This is a genomic window from Echinicola arenosa, from assembly GCF_014841125.1.
GTDB classification, from domain to species: domain Bacteria; phylum Bacteroidota; class Bacteroidia; order Cytophagales; family Cyclobacteriaceae; genus Echinicola; species Echinicola arenosa.
The window spans coordinates 75,815-101,494 of the sequence record NZ_JACYTQ010000002.1 but is presented as its reverse complement, the minus strand read 5'-3'; the positions used below and the strand labels follow the sequence as shown (position 1 = coordinate 101,494).

At 41.0% G+C, this 25,680-nt stretch carries 20 protein-coding genes; 6 read left to right on the top strand and 14 right to left on the bottom strand.

The window, feature by feature from the left end; genetic code table 11:
* The first annotated feature begins 24 nt into the window (after positions 1-24).
* The 3 genes from IFO69_RS05350 (at position 25) to IFO69_RS05340 (ending at position 7,483) form a co-directional block, all read left to right on the top strand.
* A complete protein-coding gene (locus IFO69_RS05350; RefSeq protein ID WP_225444010.1) occupies positions 25-1,974 on the top strand; it encodes a glycoside hydrolase family 97 protein in 1,950 nt (649 codons plus the stop codon).
* Between the two features lie 141 nt (positions 1,975-2,115).
* Positions 2,116-4,260 carry a family 43 glycosylhydrolase gene (locus IFO69_RS05345; protein ID WP_192009059.1) on the top strand — a complete coding sequence of 715 codons (2,145 nt, stop codon included), beginning with the start codon at positions 2,116-2,118 and terminating at the stop codon, positions 4,258-4,260.
* 103 nt (positions 4,261-4,363) lie between these two features.
* Complete coding sequence (locus tag IFO69_RS05340) at positions 4,364-7,483, top strand: glycoside hydrolase family 2 TIM barrel-domain containing protein (protein ID WP_192009058.1); 3,120 nt, start codon at positions 4,364-4,366, stop codon at positions 7,481-7,483.
* A gap of 108 nt (positions 7,484-7,591) precedes the next feature.
* Here the strand turns inward: IFO69_RS05340 and IFO69_RS05335 are convergent, their stop codons facing one another.
* On the bottom strand, positions 7,592-7,975 hold the full coding sequence (locus IFO69_RS05335; RefSeq protein WP_192009057.1) for a DUF779 domain-containing protein: 384 nt from the start codon (positions 7,973-7,975) through the stop codon (positions 7,592-7,594).
* 71 nt (positions 7,976-8,046) lie between these two features.
* Entirely contained in the window at positions 8,047-9,576 is a 1,530-nt protein-coding gene (locus IFO69_RS05330; protein ID WP_192009056.1) for an aldehyde dehydrogenase family protein, read from the bottom strand.
* A gap of 167 nt (positions 9,577-9,743) precedes the next feature.
* Here IFO69_RS05330 and IFO69_RS05325 point away from each other — a divergent pair, with 167 nt between their 5' ends.
* Entirely contained in the window at positions 9,744-10,673 is a 930-nt protein-coding gene (locus IFO69_RS05325) for a helix-turn-helix domain-containing protein (protein WP_192009055.1), read from the top strand.
* A 144-nt stretch (positions 10,674-10,817) separates the two neighbouring features.
* Here IFO69_RS05325 and IFO69_RS05320 read toward each other — a convergent pair whose 3' ends face one another.
* The 3 genes from IFO69_RS05320 to IFO69_RS05310 form a co-directional block, all read right to left on the bottom strand.
* Complete coding sequence (locus IFO69_RS05320) at positions 10,818-11,303, bottom strand: hypothetical protein (RefSeq protein ID WP_192009054.1); 486 nt, start codon at positions 11,301-11,303, stop codon at positions 10,818-10,820.
* A gap of 518 nt (positions 11,304-11,821) precedes the next feature.
* Positions 11,822-13,561 (bottom strand): SMI1/KNR4 family protein, encoded by a 1,740-nt coding sequence (locus IFO69_RS05315; protein WP_192009053.1) that lies wholly within the window; start codon positions 13,559-13,561, stop codon positions 11,822-11,824.
* 178 nt (positions 13,562-13,739) lie between these two features.
* Entirely contained in the window at positions 13,740-14,816 is a 1,077-nt protein-coding gene (locus tag IFO69_RS05310; RefSeq protein ID WP_192009052.1) for a Gfo/Idh/MocA family protein, read from the bottom strand.
* A 308-nt stretch (positions 14,817-15,124) separates the two neighbouring features.
* On the opposite strand from IFO69_RS05310, the gene gndA reads away from it, so the two are divergent.
* Together gndA and IFO69_RS05300 are read left to right on the top strand one after the other, a co-directional pair.
* Positions 15,125-17,023, top strand: a complete 1,899-nt coding sequence (gene gndA, locus IFO69_RS05305; RefSeq protein ID WP_192009051.1) for an NADP-dependent phosphogluconate dehydrogenase — start codon at positions 15,125-15,127, stop codon at positions 17,021-17,023.
* Positions 17,024-17,423: 400 nt separating this feature from the next.
* Positions 17,424-18,971 (top strand): Ppx/GppA phosphatase family protein, encoded by a 1,548-nt coding sequence (locus IFO69_RS05300; RefSeq protein WP_192009050.1) that lies wholly within the window; start codon positions 17,424-17,426, stop codon positions 18,969-18,971.
* Here the strand turns inward: IFO69_RS05300 and IFO69_RS05295 are convergent.
* The 9 genes from IFO69_RS05295 to IFO69_RS05255 form a co-directional block, all read right to left on the bottom strand.
* Positions 18,937-19,599, bottom strand: a complete 663-nt coding sequence (locus IFO69_RS05295; RefSeq protein ID WP_192009049.1) for a metallophosphoesterase — start codon at positions 19,597-19,599, stop codon at positions 18,937-18,939. The two genes, IFO69_RS05300 and IFO69_RS05295, sit on opposite strands and share 35 nt — an antisense overlap.
* Positions 19,600-19,795: 196 nt before the next feature.
* Complete coding sequence (locus IFO69_RS05290) at positions 19,796-20,074, bottom strand: YciI-like protein (protein ID WP_192009048.1); 279 nt, start codon at positions 20,072-20,074, stop codon at positions 19,796-19,798.
* A gap of 69 nt (positions 20,075-20,143) precedes the next feature.
* Entirely contained in the window at positions 20,144-20,521 is a 378-nt protein-coding gene (locus IFO69_RS05285; RefSeq protein WP_192009047.1) for a DoxX family membrane protein, read from the bottom strand.
* Positions 20,522-20,835: 314 nt separating this feature from the next.
* Complete coding sequence (locus IFO69_RS05280; protein ID WP_192009046.1) at positions 20,836-21,279, bottom strand: VOC family protein; 444 nt, start codon at positions 21,277-21,279, stop codon at positions 20,836-20,838.
* Between the two features lie 1,041 nt (positions 21,280-22,320).
* Positions 22,321-22,866 (bottom strand): YfiT family bacillithiol transferase, encoded by a 546-nt coding sequence (locus IFO69_RS05275; RefSeq protein ID WP_192009045.1) that lies wholly within the window; start codon positions 22,864-22,866, stop codon positions 22,321-22,323.
* A 161-nt stretch (positions 22,867-23,027) separates the two neighbouring features.
* Positions 23,028-24,047: a type II toxin-antitoxin system HipA family toxin gene (locus tag IFO69_RS05270; RefSeq protein WP_192009044.1), complete on the bottom strand. Its 1,020-nt coding sequence runs from the start codon at positions 24,045-24,047 to the stop codon at positions 23,028-23,030.
* Complete coding sequence (locus IFO69_RS05265; protein ID WP_192009043.1) at positions 24,044-24,373, bottom strand: HipA N-terminal domain-containing protein; 330 nt, start codon at positions 24,371-24,373, stop codon at positions 24,044-24,046. Before IFO69_RS05265 ends, IFO69_RS05270 begins: the two co-directional genes overlap by 4 nt.
* Entirely contained in the window at positions 24,370-24,585 is a 216-nt protein-coding gene (locus tag IFO69_RS05260) for a helix-turn-helix domain-containing protein (RefSeq protein ID WP_225444009.1), read from the bottom strand. Before IFO69_RS05260 ends, IFO69_RS05265 begins: the two co-directional genes overlap by 4 nt.
* A 195-nt stretch (positions 24,586-24,780) precedes the next feature.
* The gene (locus tag IFO69_RS05255; protein WP_192009042.1) at positions 24,781-25,428 is read right to left on the bottom strand and encodes a hypothetical protein; all 648 of its coding nucleotides are present in this window, start codon (positions 25,426-25,428) and stop codon (positions 24,781-24,783) included.
* Positions 25,429-25,680: the final 252 nt, after the last annotated feature.

The window sequence follows — 25,680 nt, the reverse complement described above, 5'->3', positions numbered from 1 at the left end:
ATTGTTTCATTAATAATGAATCGCATGATGAAAAAATATATTCTTGGAGGAATTCTATACTTGATAGGGGCTTGTGTGGTAGCCCAGACCCAGAGTGTAAAAGGGCCTGATGGCCTCTTGGAGGTACAGATAAAAATGGATGGGGGAAAGGTATGGTATGGGATAGCCTATGAAGGAGCGGTTTTTTTGGAGCCTTCACCCTTGGGTTTAAAAACCTCCATAGGGAACTTTTCTGATTCTTTGACTTATGTGGCGCATTCAAACCGGTCCATTGATGAGCATTATGAAATGGATAGGGGCAAGGTCAGTCACATTCATTACCAAGCCAATGAACTTACCTGCCAGTTTATCAATACCAAGGGTGATACGCTGAACACAATTTTTAGAGTGAGCAATCATGATGTGGCTTTTTCATATAAAGTGATGACGGCTGGAGAAGCCACTAATTTGTTGGTGACAGGAGAAGCTACCGGTTTTGATCTTCCGGATGATGCTAAGACGTATCTCAGTCCTCAGGCTTTGCCCATGACAGGATGGATGAATACAAAACCAAGCTATGAAGAGGAATATACCTTTGATGAGCCTTTGGGGACCGCTTCCAAATATGGCGTCGGATATACCTTTCCTGCCTTGTTTAAAATTGGAGATAAGGGCTGGGCACTGATTTCAGAAACAGGCGTGGACAGTAAGTATGTTGGAGCCAGACTGGGAGAAGGGAGTCCAACAGGCCTGTATCCATTGGAGTTCCCGCAAGCTGGCGAAAACAATTCCATCGGGGGTACTTTTGCAGCAATGGCACTTCCTGCGCAAACGCCTTGGAGAACCATCACTGTCGGAAAAAACCTCAAGCCCATTGTGGAATCAACCGTCGCTTTCGATGTCGTCAAACCATTATATGAAGCTTCCCAGTCCTATGAAATGGGCCGTTCTACCTGGAGCTGGATTGTATGGCAAGATCAGAGTATCAACTATGATGATCAGATCAAGTTCATTGATTTGGCAGCAGCAATGGACTTTGAGTTTGTGCTGATAGATAATTATTGGGATAATAACATTGGCAGGGCGAGAATGGAAGACTTGGTTAAATATGCTAGCTCTAAAGGGGTGGGTGTATTGCTTTGGTACAATTCCAATGGTTGGTGGAACAATGCTCCACAAGGGCCTCAGGATTGTATGAATTCTGCCCCTGCCCGGAAAAATGAAATGGAATGGTTACAAAGCATAGGTGTAAAGGGGCTCAAAGTTGACTTTTTTGGAGGGGATAAGCAGGAGACCATGAAGCTCTATGAAGATATCCTTTCTGATGCCAATGATTACGGCCTCGTTATCACATTTCATGGCTGTACGTTACCGAGAGGCTGGGAAAGGATGTATCCCAATTTCGTAACTTCGGAAGCTGTATTGGCCTCGGAAAACCTGATTTTTAATCAGTATCATACCGACAAGCAAGCTTACAATGCAACGGTTTTACCCTTTATCAGAAATGCAGTTGGAGCGATGGATTTTGCACCCGTCTTTTTTAATAAAAGGTTAGCCAAAGATCCTAAAAACCAAGGAAACCACCGCAAAACAACGGATGCCTTCGAGGTGGCCACCTCAGTGTTGTATTTTTCGCCAGTTCAGCATTTTGGAATTACCCCAAACAATCTGTTTGAACAGCCCGCTTATGTGCTTGATTTTATGCGTGAGGTTCCTACCACCTGGGATGAAACTGTTTTGATATCTGGAGCTATTGGTCAGCATGTGGTGATGGCTCGTAGAAAAGGAGAAAATTGGTACATTGTTGCTGTGAATGGAGAGAAGACAGAAAAGGACATCATGGTAGAACTTCCTATGCTTGCCGATCAAGAAGTAAACTTTTTGTTTGACAAAGAAGATCGAACAGCAGGACTCAAAGAAATGACCATAAATAAAAATGGTAAAGTAAAGTTGAAACTACTACCTGAAGGAGGGGCAGTGATTTACCCCAAATGATCTAGAGTTTATCTTGGCGTTGCTTTACCCCTCAAAGACAAAAAATATACTTTTATAAAATAATAGAGATTTTACAAAAGTGTAGATTAAACATTTAATAATTTGGAGGTTAAAACCAAATTAGCATCAGAAAAAACCAAAATGAAAAACCTATTGAACTTATCGTGTTTTCTAGCCTGTGCATTATGGATAGGAACAGGCTGTAGCACACCTCCTCAAAATACCGAAGCGTATCTTTTTACCTATTTTACTGGCAATGGGCCGGGAGAAGAGTCTGTTCACTATGCCATCAGTAAAGATGGCTTTGATTTTAGGGCTTTGAACAACAACCAACCCGTGATCAGCGCAGACACTATAAGTACCAGAGGAGGGGTAAGAGACCCTCATATTTTGAGAGGTGAAGATGGGAGTTTTTATATGGTATTGACAGATTTGTATGTTCCTGAAGATGGATGGACCAATCAGGGGATGGTGTTTTTGAAGTCTGATGATTTGATTCATTGGGCGCACAGTACCATTCAAATCCCTGAGGTTTTTCCTGCAGAGTTTGGTGATGTCAAACGTGTATGGGCTCCTCAAACCTTTTATGACCAGGATGCAGGTAAATACATGGTTTATTTTTCCATGTTACAGGAAGGTGGGCATGATATCATTTATTATGCCTATGCCAATGAAGATTTTACTGGCTTGGAAACGACGCCAAAACAACTGTTTTTTCATCCAGAGGGTAAATCATGTATTGATGGTGATATCATCTTTCATGAAGGCAAATATCACCTGTTCTTTAAAACCGAAGGGCATGGAAATGGCATTAAAAAAGCTGTTTCTGATCAATTGACCACAGGGTACGTCATGGAAGATAGGTACTTACAACAAACAGAAGAAGCCGTAGAGGGGTCTGGCATTTTCAAACTAAATGGCACTGATAATTATATTTTGATGTACGATGTTTACATGAAAGGGGCTTATCAGTTTACGGAAAGTACTGATTTGGAAAATTTCAGGATCATAGACGATCAAGTAAAAATGAACTTCCATCCTCGTCATGGCACCGTATTGCCGATCACTATGGAAGAGGTCAATCGGTTGGTGGAAGCATATGGGATTGATGATCAAAACTGGATCCTAAGTACTAATTCGGAACAGATTTATGGAAACAATGTGATGTTGGATCAGCAGCTGGGTACCATTTATCTTCCTTTGAAGGAAGGAGCAGATTTAGGTCAACTAGATCCTCAATTTGAAATGTTTTCTGGGTTTGAGATCAGCCCCTCAGGTCCACAGGATTTCAACAATGGATCGGTGGATTATACCTTGACCATGCCTGATGAGACTGAGAAAGTATTTCAAGTGGTGGCCAGAAAAGACAATAACCCCGCTCTAAAGGGATACTATGCCGATCCTGAAATCATTTATTCGGATAAGACGGGCAAGTTTCATTTGTATCCTACCAGCGATGGTTTTACGGGATGGTCAGGAACTTACTTTAAATCTTTCTCATCAAAGGATTTGACCAACTGGCAAGATGATGGTGTTATCCTGGATTTGACCAAAGATGTAGCATGGACAAGCAGAAATGCTTGGGCTCCTTGTGCCATTGAAAAGAAAATAGACGGAGAATACAAGTACTTTTATTATTTCACCGCTGGACAAAAAGTGGGTGTTGCAGTGGCGAATGATCCTGCAGGCCCATTTGAAGATTTAGGAAAACCCTTGGTAGATTTTAGACCTGAAGGCGTCAGAGGTGGTCAGGAAATCGATCCAGATGTCTTTACAGATCCAAGAACAGGAAAGGATTATCTGTATTGGGGCAATGGCTACTTGGCAGCGGTTCCATTGAATGAGGATATGGTCAGCTTTGATAAAAGTAAGCTGAAGGTGCTGACTCCAGATAACACCTTCCGTGAAGGCACAGAAGTTTTCTTTAGGAATGGTAAGTACTATTTCCTTTGGTCAGAAAATGATACCCGTGATGAAGACTACCGTGTCAGATATGCTTTTGCGGATTCTCCAATGGGGCCTTTGACCATTCCTGATAATAACTTGGTGATCGCTAAAGCGCCCGATCAGGGAATATATGGGACAGGTCATAATTCAGTGATTCAAGTGCCTGGAAAGGATGAATGGTACATTATTTATCACCGATTTACGCGTCCTCATGGCATTGCAATGGGAAGAGCTGCGGGATACCATAGGGAAGTGTGTATTGATCCGCTGACCTTCGATGCAGAGGGAAATATTATACCCGTAGAACCTTCGGTGGAGGGTGTCAAAGGGATTCAATAGTTGATTCTCTTACATTGTACTTTATACAGCTATTAACAACTAAATCCAAAGTCAGCATTTCTTGCTGGTATCTTCATAAAACCTATTAAACAAATTATAAATCATGTATTTAAAAAAACTTTTGATGACCAGCGGTATGGTGGCCTTATTGTCAGGCTTCCTTCATGCGCAGTCTGAGAAAAATGAATGGGAAAACCCCAGCATAGTTGATCGAAATAAGGAGCCAGCCCGGGCATATTTTATTACCTATCCCACAGAAGACAAAGCCACTAAGGGCAATAGGGAAACCAATGAAACTTATAAAAGCCTGGATGGTCTTTGGAAGTTTTCTTTGGTGAAGCGTCCTCAAGACCGTCCTACCGATTTCTACGAAGAAAGTTTTAATGATCAGCATTGGGATGAAATAAAGGTACCTTCTAATTGGGAGTTGGAGGGTTATGACATGCCTATATATACCAATGTGTCTTATCCGTTTCCTGCTAATCCGCCTATGGTGGACAACCAATATAATCCGGTTGGAACTTACAGAAGGACCTTTACCATTCCAGCCGATTGGGATGAGCAGGAAGTCATCCTTCATTTTGGTTCTATCTCAGGTTATGCCAAGGTTTACCTCAATGGGAAAGAAGTAGGCATGACCAAAGCAGCCAAAACCCCTGCGGAGTTTATCATTACTGATGATTTGAAAGCGGGAAAAAACACCTTGGCTGTTCAGATTTTTAGATGGCATGATGGCAGTTATTTGGAAGATCAGGATTTCTGGCGGCTGAGTGGCATAGAAAGAACGGTGTTTTTGCAGGCGGTGCCAAAGCAGACCATTTGGGATTTCTTCGTAAAAAGTGGGTTGGACGCCAATTACAAGCATGGTAAATTAGATGCCACGGTGGATTTGAGGAATTTTGATGAGGCCAATGCCGCCACTACTTTAAGTTTTGAGCTGAGAGACGCTGAGGGTAAGGTCGTGTATGCACAGAAAAAATCAATCAGCGATTATGATCAGCCGGTGAGTTTTTCCAGTACCATCAAAAATGTAACAAAATGGAGTGCCGAGACACCCTACCTTTACCGTTTTGTGATCAAGTTAAGTGATAGTTCGGGCAAGAGCCTGGCCGTAGTGAGCAAGAAAACTGGTTTTAGAACAGTAGAAATCAAGGATGCCCAATTGATGGTCAATGGGATATCTGTATTGGTCAAAGGGGTCAATCGACACGAGCACCATGAAACCAAAGGGCACGTTCCAGATCATGATATTATGTTGAAGGATATTCAGCTGATGAAACAAAACAACATTAACTCAGTAAGAATGAGCCACTATCCTCATGCTCCGGAATGGTATGAGTTATGTGATGAATATGGGTTGTATGTAGTGGATGAAGCAAATATCGAAACGCACGGCATGGGTGCCGAATGGCAAGGTAGGTTCAACAAAGAGAAGCATCCAGCGTACCTGGAAGAATGGGCTCCGGCGCATTTGGACAGGATTCATAGATTGGTGGAGAGAGATAAAAACCATCCATCTATCATCATTTGGTCTATGGGCAATGAATGTGGCAATGGTCCGGTATTTTATGAAGCGTATAAGTGGATGAAGGATAGGGATAATTCAAGGCTGGTGCAGTTTGAACAGGCAGGTGAAAATGAGGATACGGATATAGTGTGCCCCATGTATCCAGGCATCAATAGCATGAAAAGATACGCAGAAGCTACTGACAAAACCCGTCCATTCATCATGTGCGAATATGCACATGCCATGGGTAACAGTACGGGGAACTTCCAAGAATACTGGGACATTATCATGAGCAGTAAGCAAATGCAAGGGGGCTTTATCTGGGATTGGGTAGACCAGGGCTTGCTGACAGAAGATGACAATGGAAGAAAGTTTTGGGCCTATGGAGGCGACCTTGGTGGTTATTTCTTTCAAAATGATGAGAATTTTTGCGCCAATGGTTTGGTTACGGCAGATAGAAGCCCACACCCCGGTTTAAATGAAGTAAAGAAAGTTTACCAAAACATCCTTTTCGGCTGGAAAGCTGGCAAGCTTCAGGTTCAAAACCTAAATGATTTCACCAATTTAACAGACTATGATTTCAAATGGGAATGGATAGAGAATGGGGAAGTAGTGGAATCAGCGTCGTTTTCTATAGACTTGGCACCACACGGTACCAAGGAAATAAATTTGGATCTTCCTCAGGTTTCTGGAGATGCAAAGGAAAGCTTCTTAAACGTATTTGCCTACACCAAAGAGACCAGTCCATTGATCCCTGCCAAGCATGAAGTCGCTCGTGAGCAGTTTGGGATCAATGATGGGCTTTACTTCAGTAATTTAGAAGCACCTTCTGGGGACCTTCAGTGGGAGGAGAAAGACGATATATTGCATTTCACTACAGCTAAGGTTGTAGGAGAATTTGACCTGAAGAGAGGAAGGTTTAGAAAATACACCTTGAAAGATGGAGCGCCTTGGTTGATCAGGGATTTTCCAAGCCCTTATTTTTGGAGAGCACCAACGGACAATGACTTTGGCAATCACATGCCGGAGAGGCTAGGTGTTTGGAGAGCAGCACATGAAGGTCAGAAAGTGTTGGATGTAGCACTTGGGGAGGAGACCGAAAAGGGTTTACCGATAATGGTGAAATATAATTTAACTAACATTGCAGCACCCTATACGATAGAGTACCTGATCCAAAAAGATGGTTCTGTAAAGGTCACCGCAGCACTGGACTTGGAGGGCAGGGAATTACCGGAATTGCCAAGATATGGTATGCGCATGTTGGTCCCGGGAGAATATGATAACCTGAGCTATTATGGCCGGGGACCATGGGAAAACTATATTGATAGAAAGCATTCCTCTTTCGTGGGGATTTATGAGGATAAAGTAGCCAATCAATTTCACTGGGATTATATCAGGCCTCAGGAGTCAGGAAATAAGACCGATGTAAGGTGGCTTGAGTTGAGGAATGAACAAGGACAGGGTATACAAATCCAAGGCGTTCAGCCTTTGAGTGTGAGCGCTACCAATGTAGCTACTGAAGATTTGGATCCAGGATTGACTAAAAAGCAACAACACCCTACAGATGTTAAAGCTAAAAATACGGTTTATTTGCACATTGATTACAAGCAGCGTGGTCTAGGCGGAGACAACAGCTGGGGTGCTTATCCCCACAGGGAATACTTGTTGACTGAGAAGCAGTTTGAATATAGCTATGTGATAAGACTCGTAGATTGACAGATCTTTGGGTTAAACCTAAAAGGGTGGTGACTTCAACTTTAGCAAGTCACCACCCTTTGTCATTTAAACTGTTTTACTTTTTTCCTAACGCCAAACAGGCAACGGTTAAGAACTGTTATCTCCGGATTGGATAGGCTCAAGGTCACCCAACTCTTCCTCTGTCAGCATGCGGCTTTTGATCAAAAAGCGCTTTCCATAGGGGATTTCCAAAGAGAAGCTTGCTCCTCGGCCATCCGTTACGTCCAAAGTCAAATGGGTGTGTTTCCAATATTCAAATTGATCTTTGGACATGTAAAAGTCGCAATCATGGATATTCCCCATCCACACATCGGACGCGCCGGTTTTAAATTCCCCCTTGGCGTAGCACATGGGACTGGAACCATCGCAACACCCTCCGCTTTGATGAAACATCAGCGGGCCATGGTCAGCCCTGAGTTGGTCAATTAGTTCTTTTGCAGCGTTGGTAATGTCTATTCTTTGAAAACTCATGATATGTTATTTTTATGAAAAGAAAAGGGAGCCGCATCCACTCAGCTCCCTTCTTAACCCAAACAATATTCCTAAAAGAATCCTAGTTTGTTTTTATCATAAGAGATCAACATATTTTTGTTTTGACGATAATGGTTTAGCATCATCAAATGGTTTTCTCTCCCAAATCCTGATTTTTTATAACCTCCAAATGGGGCATGTGCTGGATAGGCGTGGTAGCAGTTGACCCATACCCTGCCAGCTTTGATCGATCTTGGAACCTGATAGGCTTCATGGGCATCTCTTGTCCACACCCCAGCTCCTAAACCATACAAGGTATCATTGGAAAGGTCAATGGCGTCTTCCACATCTTTGAAAGTAGTTACAGAACAGACGGGGCCAAAAATTTCCTCTTGAAAGACCCGCATTTTGTTGTTGCCCTTAAGCAATGTTGGTTGGACATAGTAGCCGTTTTCAAGGCCGCTGTTCAGGCCGGCCGCTTTTCCTCCGGTAAGGACTTCAGCACCTTCTTGCTTTCCGATATCAATATAGTTGAGGATTTTTTCATACTGATCCTGCGAAGCTTGGGCGCCCATCATGGTGGTTTTGTCCAAGGGGTGGCCCATTTTGATGGCTTCTGTTCGGGCCACTACTTTTTCCATAAAGGCATCATATATTTTTTCGTGGACCAAAATGCGGCTTGGGCAGGTACAAACCTCTCCCTGATTGAGGGCAAACATTACAGCCCCCTCAATGCACTTATCCAAAAACTCATCATCAGCATCCATGACCGAAGGAAAGAAGACATTAGGAGACTTGCCTCCCAGCTCCATGGTCACAGGATTGAGGTTTTCAGAGGCATATTGCATGATGAGTCTTCCGGTCGTTGTTTCGCCTGTGAAGGCAACCTTTGCCACTCTGGGTGACTGGGCCAAAGGTTTGCCCGCTTCCGGACCAAAGCCATTGACGATATTGACCACGCCTTCAGGGATCAGGTCACCGATCAGCTCCATCAATACCATAATTGATGCAGGAGTCTGTTCGGCAGGCTTGACCACTGTGCAACAACCTGCCGCCATGGCTGGGGCAATTTTCCAGGTGGCCATCAGGATGGGGAAATTCCATGGAATGATTTGAGCAACCACACCAAGAGGCTCCTTGATGTTCATGGAGACCGTGTGGGTATCGAGTTCAGAGACAGAGCCTTCTTCAGCTCTGATCACCGAAGCAAAATACCTGAAATGATCGACCACCAACGCCAAGTCAGCATTGATGGTCTCTCTCACTGGTTTACCATTGTCAATGGTTTCTACGGCTGCTAGGTATTCCAGTTTATTTTCTATTCTATCTGCAATTTTAAGCATGACATTGCTTCTTTCTGTTGCAGAAGCATTGCTCCATTTTGGGAAAGCTTTATGAGCGGCATCCAAGGCTAATTCTACATCTGCAGCTTTGCTACGAGCTACTTTTGTAAAAACTTTGCCGTCTACCGGACTGATGACATCGAAATAATCTCCACCTACGGGAGCGACGAATTTACCGCCAATGAAATTGTCATAATGGGATTTAAATTCTGGGCGTGCCAACTGGGTACTTGGCTTCTCTTGTGCAATAGTTGTCATTATTACTGATTATTTTGGTTTAGGATAAAGTTGACCAGTTTCTATTAATTACTCTTTCAGGATAGTTTCATCCATTAGCACAATAATCTCATTTTTATCAAAGCCTTGGAGTACCGTCTCATTTTGAGTAATTTATCCGAGAGAAAAGAATAAACCCAAAAGCTAAGATGCTGAACACCATCCATATCAAAGAGAAGTATAAGATTTTTAGCTCTCCTAAATCAGAGGTGGAGCACAGGACGGCACACCAGGCAGACCATGCGGTTTTGAACGTCTATGAAACCAGTAAGCTGGCCCATAATTTTGACCTGCAGTTTGACAATCCGGTTATTGTAAGCATGATTCAGGGCAAGAAAATCATGCACCTCAGGTCACAGGATGCATTTGAGTTTTTACCCGGACAATCCATTGTGATGCCGGCATCCGAATTGATGTACATCGACTTTCCAGAAGCTACTTTCGATGACCCCACACAATGTTTGGCATTGGAAATCAGTGAGGGATTTGTACAGGAAACTATGGCTTGGCTCAATGAACACTTTCCCAAAATAGATGAGGAAAAATGGACTTGGAGCAAGGATAACTTTTTACTGATGAACAACCAATTGGTTCAGGAAAACCTCAATAGCCTGATCAGGGTGATGGTGGACAATGGCTTTGGGAAACAAATGAAGGCCTCCAATACCACCCGGGAGCTGATTGCCAGCTTGATGCAAACCCAAGCCAGACATTACTTATTGAAAAATGTCGATAAGCTCAGCACCCGAAACAGGCTGGCCCATGTGGTGCGGTACATCCGCCAGAATTTGCATCAAGTGATGAACGTAGATGGTTTAGCCAGTCAAGCCTGTCTTTCACGCGCCCAGTTTTTCAGGGCTTTCCAAAGGGAGCTAGGAGAAACGCCCGTAAGGTTTGTCAACAGGGAAAGGTTGGAATTGGCCAAGAAGCAAATCCTCTGGAAGGGCAGCAATATCACCGAAGCCTGCTTTGAAAGTGGCTTTAGCAGTGTGAATTATTTTTCCAGGGTATTCAAACAGTTTGAAGGCATGTCCCCAACAGAATGGAAGGAAAGGGAATTGATAAGGAAAAGGGCTTAGAGGGGGATAAAATACGTCAGGCTATGTTATCGATTAGGTTTGTACCAAAACGGAGGTGGTGGAGCATGGCTCCGATTTATCCATTCATGATCCTTCCTAAACTGGGAATTGCAAATTCCAAAATAGGCGAGAGCAAGCAATTACTTATACTTTTTTGGGCGCAGGTTTTATTTTATTAAATATCGGTTCTTTAGTATTATCTGTTTTCCAAATCTCTAAATGGTAATTGTCCTCGCCATCAAGTCCGTCCTCAGATAGTTTGTCTAAGTCAGAATAATAAATTCTAACTCTGTATATCCCTCTATCCAATTCAATGCGTTTTGCATCAGGAAAATATTCGGTGCATCCAATCACGACTAATTTTCCAGAGATTATAGTTAAATCGGTTTCGTTAATTTGGAAAACTTGATTCAAGTCTTCTTTTATTTTGGGTTCAGAATCGTATATTTTAATATTCACTGGAACGTCCATATTTCTTATTGTTCCAATTCCAATGCCCTCTCTTCTTAATGCAAGAAAGTTATCCACTGAAAATTGATTCCATGCTTCTCCAAAATTTGGGTTCAGTTTTTCATCATAAAGATGAAACTGGAAATAATCAGCAAAAATCTCTAATTGATATTCTCTCATTTTAGGTCAATTTGAGTACAATGGTCTTTTAGATGAAAAGTAGTGGATATTACGAACTTATTTTCGATTTACAACCGATCTAAATTTTTAAAATTAACTTTTTATAAAGCACTAAAACCTCTACTTATTAAAGATGGTCATGATATAACTGTTTCATTTAAGAATCAGAACCAAAGCTTATCAATCATTAAAATGGAAAAATTACCTAAGATATTTATTGGAATTGATGTTCACTAGCGTCAACGGAGGGTAAGTATTTTTTCTGAAGATACGCACCATCGTAGTATGAGTCAGTCCAAATGGAATAGCTTTACCCATTCATGACTCTTTCTAAACTGGGAATTGCAAATTCCATGGATAGGAAGGTGTAGTCTCAGACTACACCTAGTGGGGGTCATGTAGTTTTAAGTGATGTCCTAAAAATTGGCGAGTAGTTAATTGAAACCAAAGCTATTGTCAACAGCGATGACATAAGGTAAAGTGGTGGTATTCCCCTTTGCCTACTCGACTGGGTGCTTTTACTTCTTTTCAACCTCACCTGTTTCATGTAAAAATTCATAAATCTGAGACTTCAATTTATAATCACTTTTCTTATTTAAAATTAAGCCCAATGAATCACCACAGCCGTTCTCAGCAAATATCAGTGATTTATAAGTCTCGGGAATTCTATCTGCAAATTCGTTTTGTATATAAAAATCATCAATTGATAGTAGCTCATACTCATCATCGATATTCCCTTTCCTAAAAAGTCTTTTAAATTTTTCAGGAAGAACAACATTTAGTTCTTTCTCTTTATTAGTGAACTCATCTCCTTTAAAACTGTTCTCAGGTAATTCGGAATCAGCCTCCTCTAATCTTTGCATTTTGTCATAATAGAACAAGTCTTCTGAAGCATTAGTGTACTTAATTCGTGTAACTTTGTCAATCAAATCGATTTCTCTCTTTGACATCAAGTCGTATTGTTCTTGTTCTATTTTTATGGAGAGAAGTTGTGCAGAATGAAATGAAATTTGACTTGGCAAATGTTTTTCAAGTTCATTTTTTAAAAATTCTGAAACTATGAATTTGTTATGAACTGAATAAGAATACAAATCATATTTTGTGTTTAAAATAAATTCTGATGGTCGGAATTCGATGCTTTCCCTCATTCCTTTATTTTTTAATTCTTTATTTAAATTGTTTAAAAACTCCTGCAAATCAGCATATGAAGTAATTGGAGTTTCTATGTTTTTCCATTCACTATATGAAGCTTGAGAAGCAATGATTCCTTTTTTAAGGCGATAGGAAAAATGTACTTTCTCGAAATCCAACTCTTTTGTTAAAGTATCGTGATTTATCTGGAGTAAGTAGAATTTATCTCTAGTATTTATTTTTTTCGGTTTTAATTTTACCAATGTGAGGGTATAGTCAGGAAGATTAAATTGTTCTAAAATGGTTTTAATATTCTCACTTACTAACAAAATTGGATTGTAGGAAAATGTTGAAAAACGTGGCATTTCCAACAATCTTGATTTTCCTTCTTGTAAAGAACCACTTTTTAAAACAAGGTTGTTTTTAAGTTCAATTATATTTCGGTCATTTTGCAATATATCAAAAGGATTTCTACCGTCAACTTCAAATTCAGGAGTTAATCCGTATTCGTCATTTTCAATAGGTTGCATAAAAAAGAATCGCTGAGAATAATCAAACTTGCTTTCAAAAATATCATTTAGATTTCTACCTTCTATCTCTTTTTTAATATAGTTTTCATAGAACAATCTGCTATTTTGTCTGAGTTCCTTATTCTTGTCAATGAGTAATTTATCAACATCATTAAAGTCGTCAATTAGTATTTTTTCAGTTTTGCCTTTTAGTGCTGGCAAAAGAGGTTTACCATAAACTTTTTCTAACTGCTCAGTTAAAAATACATTTGACTCTATTATAAAAATCTTCTTTCTGTGTTCATTAATAAAAGTCTCTGAAATTGGAAGTTTATTATTTCTTCCCAAGTAATACCAATCCAGTCGTTTGTTAAATTTCTTTATTAAATCAGTAGACCAATTAATTCCAGAATTCCATGCTAACTCATGCCACAAAAATCGATTTTCATACTTTTCAAGGGAATCAACATTCCACTTTAAATTTTGGTTTTTGCTAATAGAAGTCCAACTAAGCTCATAATTAAACTTATCAATAAATTCTGTATTTAAGGGATGAAACTCACAAATGTGTGAAATAAAAATATCCCAATGCTTATCAATAAATATATCAAATCTCATCTTTCAATATTTTAGCACAGTGCTCTGTTGTAATTGCACCCAAAGTAGTATATCCGTAAACCAATGGTGTACCAAGCCACCATATTCTATTGGCTTGGTACACCTTTGGCTATTTTATATTACAGGTCATCATAAGGTGATTTATAAGTCCCCTAATTGATGATTCAAGTATTCCAAATTACAACTCTACCATCTTGCCCGTCTTTACGGATTCATCACAGGCAAAGGCTACTTTTAAGCTATTGACGGCATCCTCCAGATGGGAAGCCAGGTCGATGTCCTCTTGGATCGCTTTGAGGAAGTAGGCTTGTTCACGATCGCAAAGTTCCTGGTGGCCGGGTTCATCCTTCATTTCTACCCATTCATCATTTTTTACAAATTCATTATTGGCATCAATGGCAGCATGGTGGATGCGGATGGATTCGGTTTTGGTATGGTCATCCACAGAATCGGATTTTCCCGCTCCACTGGCTTCCTTGGCCACAATGGAAGCGGAACCTTTTGGCCCAAATACATCTTTGACAAAAAAGGCCGTTTCACTCACCATTGGTCCCCAGCCAGCTTCATACCAGCCCACCGAGCCGTTTTCAAAGGTGATCTGTAATTGTCCGTAATTATAATTGTCCTCAGGGATATCATCGGTCAGCCTTGCCCCGATGGCCGATACCCTCACTGGCTTGGAGCCGGTCATTTGGCACATCACATCAATATAATGTACGCCACAATCCACGATCGGGCTCAGGCTTTTCATTAGGTTTCTATGGACATCCCACATCCTGCCGTGGCTTTGCTGGTTGAGGTTCATGCGCATCACCAGTGGCTGTCCCAGCCCTTGGGCGATCTCCGTAAACTTCATCCAGGATGGATGGTGCCTAAGGATATAGCCTACCACCACTTTTTTGTTGGCTTCTTTTGCGGCTTCCACTATCCTCTCAGAACCGGCAACGGTATCTGCTAAGGGTTTTTCTATAAAAATATGGCAGCCGGCTGCCAAGGCTTTCAACGCATATTCCTCATGGGTGTCAGGATAGGTGGAAATACAAACAGCATCTGGTTTGGTGGTTTCCAAGGCCTCTTCATAACTTGAAAATAATGGATAATCGGCCTTTAGTTTTTCATTAAGTACTTGTTTGCTATCGCCTCTGGCAACTAGTCCACAAATCTCAAAGCCATCCATTTGGTGGTACGCTAAAGCATGGGAAGCTCCCATATTGCCACATCCTACTACTAAAATCCGAAGAGGGGAATTTGTCATAAGTCTTTTTTTAAGGTTGTTCAAATATACTAAAACGATAAAGTTTTTCAGGCGGGATGAAAACTTTATCCCAATAGGTTTTGGAGAAACGGGTCGATTGAAATCAAAGACCAAGGATTCTAAAAATATAATCATTGTTCTCAAATATGGCCAAAGTGAATGATGTGCACAGCTAGCTGATCAATAATATTTGGTGCCTTAAATTTCATTATTTACAATTTTACTGAGAGGATTTTACAGACAACTAAACCTTCAATTTTTAAGTGTCAGTGGTACTAAATTTTTGAAATTATTCCATAAATTAAAGCATGATAATTTTGTTAATGGGTGTGTCCGGAAGCGGAAAAACTACCATCGGCGGGATGCTCAGTAAAAAAATGGGCCTCCCTTTTTATGATGCAGATGATTTTCATCCCAAAGAAAATGTGGACAAAATGACTTCGGGTGTCGCGCTCAATGACAATGACCGTGCACCTTGGCTGGAGCGTCTATCCAAGGAAATGGTCAACTGGGAAGAGCAAGGCGGGGCGATATTGGCCTGTTCGGCATTAAAGGAAGACTATAGAAGGATTTTGGTAAGCAAGGCGGTACAGGTCAGTTGGTTTTATCTAAAGGGAGATCCACAGCTGATCAGCAGTCGGATGGCACAAAGAAAGGGGCACTATATGCCTGAGGAGCTGTTGAATTCACAATTTGACACACTGGAAGTTCCCAAGCATGCCGAACACATCAATATTGATCAAACACCTGAAAAAATACTTCAAGACATTATGAGCAACCTCAAAAACAAAAAAGCAGTTTCTTCCTTCGGAATTATTGGAATGGGCGTGATGGGCAGTAGCCTCGCCCTGAATATGGCTGAAAAAGGCATCAAGATCAGTGTGTACAACCGAACCCTTCAAGGTGTGGAGGAGGATGTAGCACAGAAGTTTGTGGATGCCAATCCGGATATGAAGGGAGTTTTACCTTTTGACAAATTGGATGAATTTGTAGAATCCTTAGAACAGCCCCGCAAAATCCTGATGATGATTCCTGCAGGCCAAATCATAGACCAGCAGATTGCCAGATTGTTGACATTTATAGACAAAGGGGACGTAATCATAGATGGGGGGAATTCTTACTTTGAGGACAGTGCCAAGCGGCAGCAATACCTCAAAGGGCCAGGGGTTCATTTTGTAGGCATGGGGATTTCCGGTGGCCGTAAAGGAGCAAGAAAAGGCCCTTCATTAATGCCAGGGGGGACTTCTGAGGGCTTTGCCTTGATTAAACCTTTTATAGAAAAAATAGCAGGAAAGGATAAGGATGGGAAGCCTTGTATGCATTATGTGGGGCCTGATGGAGCAGGGCATTTCATAAAAATGGTACATAATAGCATCGAATATGGTGAAATGGAGCTATTGGCAGAAACCTACGCATTGATGCGCAAGTCCCTGGGAATGTCGACTGGAGAAATCGTGAAAGTATTTAAAAAGTGGTCCAAGGAGGGTGCAGATAGTTATTTAATGGATGCGGTCTTGGCCATACTGAATTACGAGGAGGACGGAGACCTGTTATTGGATAAGATACTGGATGTGGCCGAGCAAACCGGTACAGGGGGATGGGCTGTCAGCACTGCCGCAAAATACGGAGTGCCTTATGCGCCGCTAACTGCTGCGGTGACAGCAAGGTTGATATCCAGTAAGAAAGCTCAAAGGGTAGCAATGGCAAAAAAATATGACCGTAAAGCGGTGGAGTTAGATCAGAAAGAAATGCTAACTTCATTAAAAGGTGCCTATGAAATGGGGCGCTTGATCAACCATGAAATCGGGTTTTCATTGATCAGAAAAGTAGGGGAAGATGAAAATTGGGGCTTGGACATGAGTGAAATTGCTCGCTGCTGGACCAGTGGTTCCATCATCCAATCCAGTTTGATGGAGAAGATTTCAGGCGTTTTCAAGAAAGCCAGTAGCTTGATGGAGTCTCCAGTGCTTCAGCAAAATTTTGAAAAGGAAGCAACTGCTATGGCAGAGGTGGTAGGTGCTGCGCTGAAAGCAGGGGTGGCCATGCCGGTCATGTCTGCAGCCATCAATTATTTCTATGGTATGAGCACCGGAGAGTCCAGCGCCAACTTGGTACAAGCACAAAGGGATTATTTTGGTGAACATGGTTATCGTCTCGCAAATGATGCTTCCGGAAGTGTTTATAAGAACAATTGGAATAAGGAGTAAGGCAAGGTATTTATGGAATAGGTTTTCGTTTTTGTAAAGTCAATAGATTGAAAGTTCTATTCTCTATTTTCTAAGCGATTCGAATTTACCTTCTTTTATGATGGCCTTGTGGAATACTTGTGATGTTCTTTAAATAAAAAGAACGACCAGAATAAAGGCGGGAAAGGCCAATAAGGAAGGCAATATGGCATGGGGATATTGGTTTCAGTGAAAATGATCAGATTAAATTAAATGTATATCCGCAATTGTACCAGTAAAGGTTAAAAACGAGTCGAAATGTTCGTTTTGATTAAAATATCAACTGCTTCGGTCTTCAGGCTTCAAACTTCTGACCACTTTAAGCAAAGGATGTAAGGTTACTGGCATCATTGCGGATAATCAGATTAAATTATAAATCCATATGAACTTAGCAGCGATAGATATCGGTACCAACTCCATTCATCTGGTAATTGCAGAGGTGACCCAAAGGGGAAACCTCAAGGTGCTGATTGATGAAAAGGAAATGGTGAAGCTGGGGGTAGGGGTATTTGCGACCAACCAACTTTCCCAAGAGGCCTTTGAACGAGGGATTGCCGTGATCCAAAGATATGTTCAATTGGCAGATCAGTTTGGGGTTGATGAGATCATCACGGCTGCAACCAGTGCAACCAGAGAAGCCAAAAATGGTGGCGAGTTTTTGGATGCCTTAGCAAGAGAGACTGGCTTGACACCTCATGTGATTTCAGGAAAGGAAGAAGCGAGACTGATTTTTTTAGCTGTTCGCAGGGCGATTGCTTTTGGAAATGAAAAGGTATTGGTGCTGGATATCGGTGGAGGAAGTACCGAAGCTACGGTAGGGGACCAAGAAAATATTTATTTTAAGAAAAGTATCAAGCTGGGTGTACTTCGTCTACTGGATATGGCAGGAGGAAAGGAAACGTTGACAAAAACAGATGCGACGGAGCTATTGGGACATATTAAGTTGGCGGCTGAGGAGGTGATGAAGGAAGTACTTACCGAAGGCTTTACCAAGGTGATAGGTACTTCAGGGACCATCAGGGCATTAGGTGAAGCTGCTCATCTGGCCGGAAAGGGCAGTTCTTTGGATACCGTCAATGCAGAAGTGGTCAGTACAAAAGAACTCTCCAAACTGTCCAAGAAGTTACTGAAGATGACTTTGGAAGAGCGGGAAAAAGTGCCAGGGATCAGCAGCAATAGAGCGGATGCGATACACCTGGGGAGCATGCTTTTGGTGAATTTACTTGAAATGGCTCAAGCCAGTGAAATCACGCTTTGTGATGCTTCTTTGAGAGAAGGATTGATTTTGGATTATTTAGACAGTTTGGGGAGGAAACAAACAATACTAGGCCCTGAAGGAAACCTCAGGTACAGAAGTGTGCTGCATTTGGCATTACGGTACCAAAGTGATATTGAGCAAAAGAAACATGTTGCCCATCTGTCTCTTCAGCTTTATGACCAACTTCAGCAATTACATGGATTGGATGATGCTGCAAAGGAATTGTTGGAGTTTGCCTGTATGATTTTCGAAGTGGGGCATTTTATCGGTTTTCCGAAGTACCATAAACATTCCCGTTATATTATTTCTAATTCCCGATTGAGAGGATTTACCAATGAGGAGATCACCTTGCTCGGGCATTTGGCAAGGTACCATAGGAAGTCTGGACCAAAGAAAAGGCATTCTAAATTTAAAAAAATGACCAAGGCACAAAAATACCTCGTGCGAACCTTGTCAGGAATTATGAGGATTGCCATAGGTTTGGACAAGACCAAAAACCAATGGGTGGACTCTTTATCATGCAAGTGGACAGCAGAACACATAGCCATTACCGTAAAAGGTGAGGAGAATCCTGATTTGGAGATTTGGGATGCAATGCGTCACCGTTTTGTATTGGAGAAGGCTCTGAAAAGGGAAATTACAATTGCTGCTCCAGATCCCGTTCATCTGTAGGGATGTTGATTTCTTCCAAAAAATCACCATTTTCTCTGAGCTTTAAGCCTGTTAGGCAGATGCCCCGGTAAGCTCCAGTGTCAATGTTCCAAGATTGGGAAGAAGTGGTGAAGTTGGCCTTGCCATTTTGCTGGGGAGTGTGTCCGATCACTTGGATTTTGGGAAGTTTTTTCAAAGGTTTTCTATTCCAGAGTATACCGTCCCGGCTATTTGGGTCCAGAGGATGCAGGCTTTTTGAGATACCTGCATGGGAGACCATTACATGGCTATTTTCCCATTTTAGTGGCAGGGCCTTTATCCATGGGAGAATTTGCTCAGGGTTTACATTTCTTTCTTTGAATTGGGTCAATGTGCCTTTTCCCCCGTTGAAAAGCCAGCTCCCGCCGATGTACCCGTTTTCTATATGTTCGACCATCATATGTTCGTGATTGCCTTTTAGAAAAATACTTTTTTCCAGATGCTCGCTAGAAAGATTCTTTGCCAGTTGTAATACTTCGACAGAATGGTTTCCCCTATCGATTAAATCTCCGACTTGGATCAGTCGTTCTTCCGCTGGGTTCCAATGATTGAGCATTTTTTGAAAAGTATGGTAGCACCCGTGAATGTCGCCAATGATAAACAACTGCATGCTTTGTATTTTAAGGTGGGTTTTTAAAGATGATAGGTTTGTGAATTTGAAGTTAAATGTTTAAAGTAAATTGAATGGTCAGATTCCAGCATAATTTAAGGAATCCAAGAGGTCTAATGAATAAAAAATCGAATTTTTTAGTGCTTGATATGCGCTGGTATTTTAACTTATTTTCTGGAATAAAAGCAGTGAATAATTATTGTTTACCAATGACTACATTCCAGGGACGAATACTCCAAGAAGCAATTAGGCCATTTTTAACATAAGGATCATTTTTAGCAAAATTTTCAATCTCTGAGGGGTTATCGCACTTGAAAATAATCACCGCTTGGTCTGCGGGGTCCTCCAAAGCTCCAGCCATGGTTACCAATCCGCGCTCATAAAAGTCCTGAATATAAGTAAGGTGCTCACTCCTATAAGGTTTTCTTAATTCTGTATAATTGGGAACGGTGTGATAGGTCAAGATAAAATGCATGTTATAGTGGGAAGAATTGTTTCTGTTGTTTTAGGGTAATACTCGAAGATATCTGAGTGTTTTCTAGATTTAGCGAATCATTGGGATGTATTTATGCCAGTTTTCAGCAATGGCCCAAAGGTCTATCGCTAATACGATAAGTGCGATGAGCATTCCTTCTGGAGCATAAAAAGCGTGATGCAAATTGATTCCGACTATAATGGGAAAGAGCATGATGGCGCCTAATGCCCTGTATTTTGGGATGGCAAAGAATACTCCTCCTAGGATTTCCCCTATGGCTATTAAAGGAAATAGCCAGGCAATTTGTAAAAATGCTTCCATTACCTGTAGGATTTCTTTTGGTAGATTTTCGGGCATGGGCATGTAGTTGAAGAATTTGTTTAGGCCAGCATTGACCATAAGTAATGAAAATATTATGGCCACGACATTTAAAATTTTCCGACTCATAGTGGTTTGCTTTAGGTTATTGATAGGTTTTTATAGATATCCGTAATTTTACCAGTAAAGATTAAAAGTGAGTAGAAACTACCCTTTTGATTAAAGTATCAACTGCTTCGGTCTTCAGACTTCAGTTTTATCTGGCAGTTAGGCAGACTTCCGACCACTTGAGCAAAGGATGTATGGTCTGGCATCATAGTGGATAATCAGATAGATTTTAATGGGCTTAGCTTGGTACGTTTACGAAAATAAATTAATCATTGGGGAAGATACAAATTTTCGGTTATCATGTTCCATACTGATGAACTATCAAAGGGCCCTATTTAGGATGGCTTTTCACCGCAGTTGAACATCCATTGAACGCCGAATTTGTCAAAGCAACTTCCGAAATAATCGCCCCAAAACATGTCTTGGAGTTCCATAGTGACCTGACCGCCTTCTGATAGCGCATCAAACAGTCTCTTGGTTTCTTTTCTGGTATCGGGTTGGAGGTTGATGCTGACATTGTTTCCTTTGTTGAGCTTGAAACCCATACTTTCCGGAGCATCAGTTCCCATGAGATGGTGCACCCCAAGGATTTTCAGCTCAACATGCATGACCAGGTTACGGTCTTCTTCTGCCAATGGAGGCATGCCTTCTTGATGAGGGATATCTCCCATACGCATAAAACCATCGCCAAAAAAATCTCCTCCAAAAACAGATTGGTAAAAGAGAAAAGCCGCTTCGGTATCTCTTTCAAAATTCAGGTATGTACTTACTGCTGCCATAGTGTTTAGTTGTTGTAATGATCCGTGAAAATTATCAATATATCAAATTTCGATAATTCCTTCATAAATTCTAAGGGGCTTTTCCGACTCTTTATGGGGGGATTTACGCACATTGAGGTAGTTGATGAAGTAGATGTAGGTCATGAATGCGAGGACGGTGAACCCTGCTTTTAGTCGAGATGTCTACTTTTTGGTATCACATGGATTGATGGCAGTAATCCTCTCTGTATTGTTATAATTTCTATGTATGGAATTCCTCTCTGAGGATCTGATAATAGTCCCGTCTTATTACCTCCAACTCCCTTATAGTCCTTACACATCCTTTACTTCCATTTGGGTGAAAACAGAATAATCTTCGGATCACTCAGGGATCTCCTTCGGATCACCTTCGGATCAAGCTCGGAAATACCCGAGTGAAATCCGAAGATAATTTGGAATTGTTCCTTGATCAATCCAGAGGAAGTGTAACTTAAATGCTTGACTGATGTAAGGTAATTGCTTAACTTATTGAGACTTATTATTAGCCAGTTTTAGCTTTAACCTTTTTTGACGATGGCAAAAGCAGATGGAATATTCAGGAAAACCAGGGGGAAAGTAGGGGGGGAGTTGTTTTTTATGTAGTAGACGGAGAGACCTATGTCAGGGAGTATGTAGAGGAACCCAAGGTCGGTGAGCCTTCCCCCATCCAGCAACTTTACAGGAACAAATTCGGCATGGCCTCCCATTTTCTCCGGCCCTTAAAAGTACCCGTGGAATTTGGTTTTCAGATTTTTTATCAATGGTCGCATTACAAATGCTTTATTTAGCAACCTCCATTGCAAACGCGGGTTAGAAGTGTTTAGTTAACCTAAGATTTAATATCAATATAAATCACATTATAGTGTGAAAAAAGGGTTAGAAAATTGCTTATATCATCAATCATTCTATGTTTTTCATAATATAATGTGAAAAACAGCTAAGCGTTTTAATGATTGTTGTTTGAGATATTCAATTAGGTAAGAGACTATTTCTACTATATCTCACTGCTCACATAAGCCAAATTTAAAGTGATTCTCCCAAAGCTATTTTAATATGGGCAAGGTGATGGTCTACATGCCATGCAGACATCGCTATGGCCTGTGCTTGGTTGATGGTGAATTTCCGTACCGGGTGATAGTACTCGATTTTCAAGGCCTCATCGTTCAATGACCTGAGAAGAAATACATATCTTTTATTTGCTCCTTCAAACATCATCAATGAATCTTCAACTGGCGCTTTGGTTCCATCAGCTGTTCCGGCCCAGCCATCCATGTCAATAAGCGTCACTTCCTTGTAATTTGGCTCTGTCAATGCTTTTTTTAGCCTCAAAAAATGAAGCAATTGGATGTCCGCAACATGATGGATTAATTGTTGGATAGTCCAACTCCCCTCACGGTAAGTTTTGTTCAAGTCTTCAGGTTTCAGTTTTTCGACTATTTTTCTGTACTTGGCAGGTGCTGATTCATTGATCCTAATAAGTTCCTTCAATTCATCATGTGAATAGAACTCTTTTTTCTCAAAATTGCCAATAGGGAATTTTAATCGGTTTAAGTCATGTACGTTTTCCATGCTTAAAATTAAATAAATCTTAGCGGACCATCGTGTTCGATTAAAGGAAAATGGATGGGGCCTTTTATGGTGGAGCAATGATCAAAAAAACAACTCGAGTTCTTAGGCTACATTCCCAAGATGCGGGTTTAAGTAAGTAAGTGGAAGAGAATGGTGAATTGTTAGATGTTGTTGCTAAATGAGTAATTGAGGGAGCTTAATCGTTTTTGATAGGTTTGCAAATAGATTTGTTTCGCATCTTCCCCCAGAAAACTTCTGGAAATTAAGGTTGCAACCTCTTCTTGTTCGGTTTTAAAATCCCCTAAAATCTTCAGTGCCCTTGTTTTTAGAACTCCTATCCTTATTCCAAATTCAAGGAAATCATCGTACGCATAAAACCCATTGGCTTTGTAGCTTTCGGTCTCATAATCGTTCTTGAAAAGTCCATCCTTTAGGGCGAGTTCTGGATCTTTTACATGGAGTCGGGAATTTGTCAGGTCATAGGCAGGACTCAATTGGTAATCTCCTGCAGGGGTTTCTAAAAGGCTAAAGTTTTTCAGGTGGGCATCTCCATTGGAAAACAGGAAATTGAACAATACCAATTTATAGAAGTTTTCCAAAGCTATGGGAGCAGCAGCGGCATATTGTTTAATGAGGTCTCCAATACCCTCATAACTGTAATTGTATTTGAATTCATCACCATCGGTTTCCTTTGTTTTACCCGCTAGTGTGGCAAAATCCTCTATCCCTAATTTTCTTCCGTTATTCAATACATCAAACCTTTTGGTGAGATATGCGGGTTCTCCATTTTGAAAGAATATCAAGGCATTTTCGGCGGTTGTCAATCCATACACTTGCTTGGCGATCTGCATGGTCAGGTGTTCATTTGCGGGAACCTGGTCCACTCTTTCCAAATCTCTAGGGATTGGTTTAAGGATATAAGTGCCCTGTTCACCTGCTTTGGTCAAGCGGATTACTCCTTTATCCAAAATCACAGATAATTTTTCTTGGACTCCGGAAATGGATATCCGTTTCCGGTTATCCATCAAGGCTGCCATTTCCTGATCATTATTGGACAGATGGCTCTGGTAAGGTAAAAAATGGCTTGTTTTTTTACCTTCAAACATATGCCTGATACATCGGGTACTATAAGTCTTGTGATCGGGTGCTAGTGTGCCAGGGCAGTTTGTAATCTTAATCATGGTTCATTTATGGGGTGGACAGTGATGGGACCAATGGTTTCTTTGTCAGCGGTGCACAATAAAAGTCCGAAGTAATCGGATTCATCAATCTGGTATTCACGGGCTTGGAGCTTTAAGTTTACACCTTCGGAAAGCATATTGAAAAAGAAAGGAAATAGGTGTTCTGATCGATAATCTTTTTGGCTTTTGGGCAAAGTAAGGCTAAGCGCAGGTTTTTGGGGATCATCAAACCAGGTCTGGTCATATGAAAAGGTGTACTTTTCGGGGCCTTCCTTGGTCAGCCAGCCTACCAATTCCCCGTTTCTTAATACCTTGGCCCTTTTCATCGATCAGTTACTTTTTTGACAGCTATTGAAATTTCCAGTCCCAGGATATTGGCAATTTTGTTCAAGACCCTTACCGAAGGGTTTGCCTCACCTCTTTCGATTTTGTAGAGGGTGTTGATGCTGATTTGGGCCATTTCCGCTAGGTCTGGTTGGGTTATAGACAACATTTTGCGACGCTCCCTAATGCTATTTCCTATCTCATTAATTGTCATTATAATGTGATTTTTGATAAAAATAGCAAAAAGTCAATTGTAAATCAATATAAATCACATTATAGTGTGAAAATAAATGTGTTTCCTAATAGTTTTATGGGATAGGTTAGTGTTTTTCATAGTATAATATGAAAAATAATGTGTGTTTTGATAATTATTGATTGGTACATTCAATTAAGAAAGGGGATATTTCTACTAATCCTCACTTCTTACATAAATCAAATGGCAAGCATCCAAAACCAGATGAAATACCATATCATAAAAATAATGGTCGCTTTTTAACTCAAAGGAAGGCTTTAAGTCCCCTAAGGTGCAAAGGCTCCATTCATTTAATACAGTGAGTAGTTTTTTAGGTTTTGGGTCGATAAAAAGCATCTTTAGGTTAAGGAGTGGATCTAAGGAATCTTTCGGGTCGGTGGAATAAGGTAAATAGGGCAGGATATGGGAAAGCTTTCTGCTCTTTTTTAAAATGTGTTTGGGGACAAGATTGGTTTTTGAGATGGTTTTTACCTTCAAGTGTGGGTGGTTTTCTTGTGAAATCAGAAATGCCGCTTCAATCAGCTTGGCGAAATCCTGCTTAAAATTAAATGCATGGCTTACAGATTCCCAATAAGTAACCAGTCCCCCATGAATAATTTTTATGGATAAGGCACCCAAAGCAGCCCTGGCTTCTGGTAAGGCATATTGTTGCGTGAAAAAATGGGTGAAAAAGGCGGGTAAATCTTCTTTCTCGGATTGGGAAAGGAGTGAGGGGATATAGATCTCCTCATCTGTGGCAAAAACCTGATCGGCAATAATGGTCCGACTATTATTTCCTGTATTGAAATTATTGATCACTAGCATAGCTTAAAAGTTTAGATGAAACATGGGGGGAAGTTCATTTTTAACCAGGAACTAGAAAATTCGTCTGAAGAATATTTTATGACATGCCACTTGGATAGCGGTCGTTTTTGAATGCGTAACCGCAATGGTGCACAAAGCCATACAATTTAAGGTTATTGTTCTCCCCCTAGCCGTAGAATAGACGTTGGCCTGGGTGTATGTCTGTGACTACACCCTAATATCCCTTTGAATTTGCAATTCAGTGATTTAAAG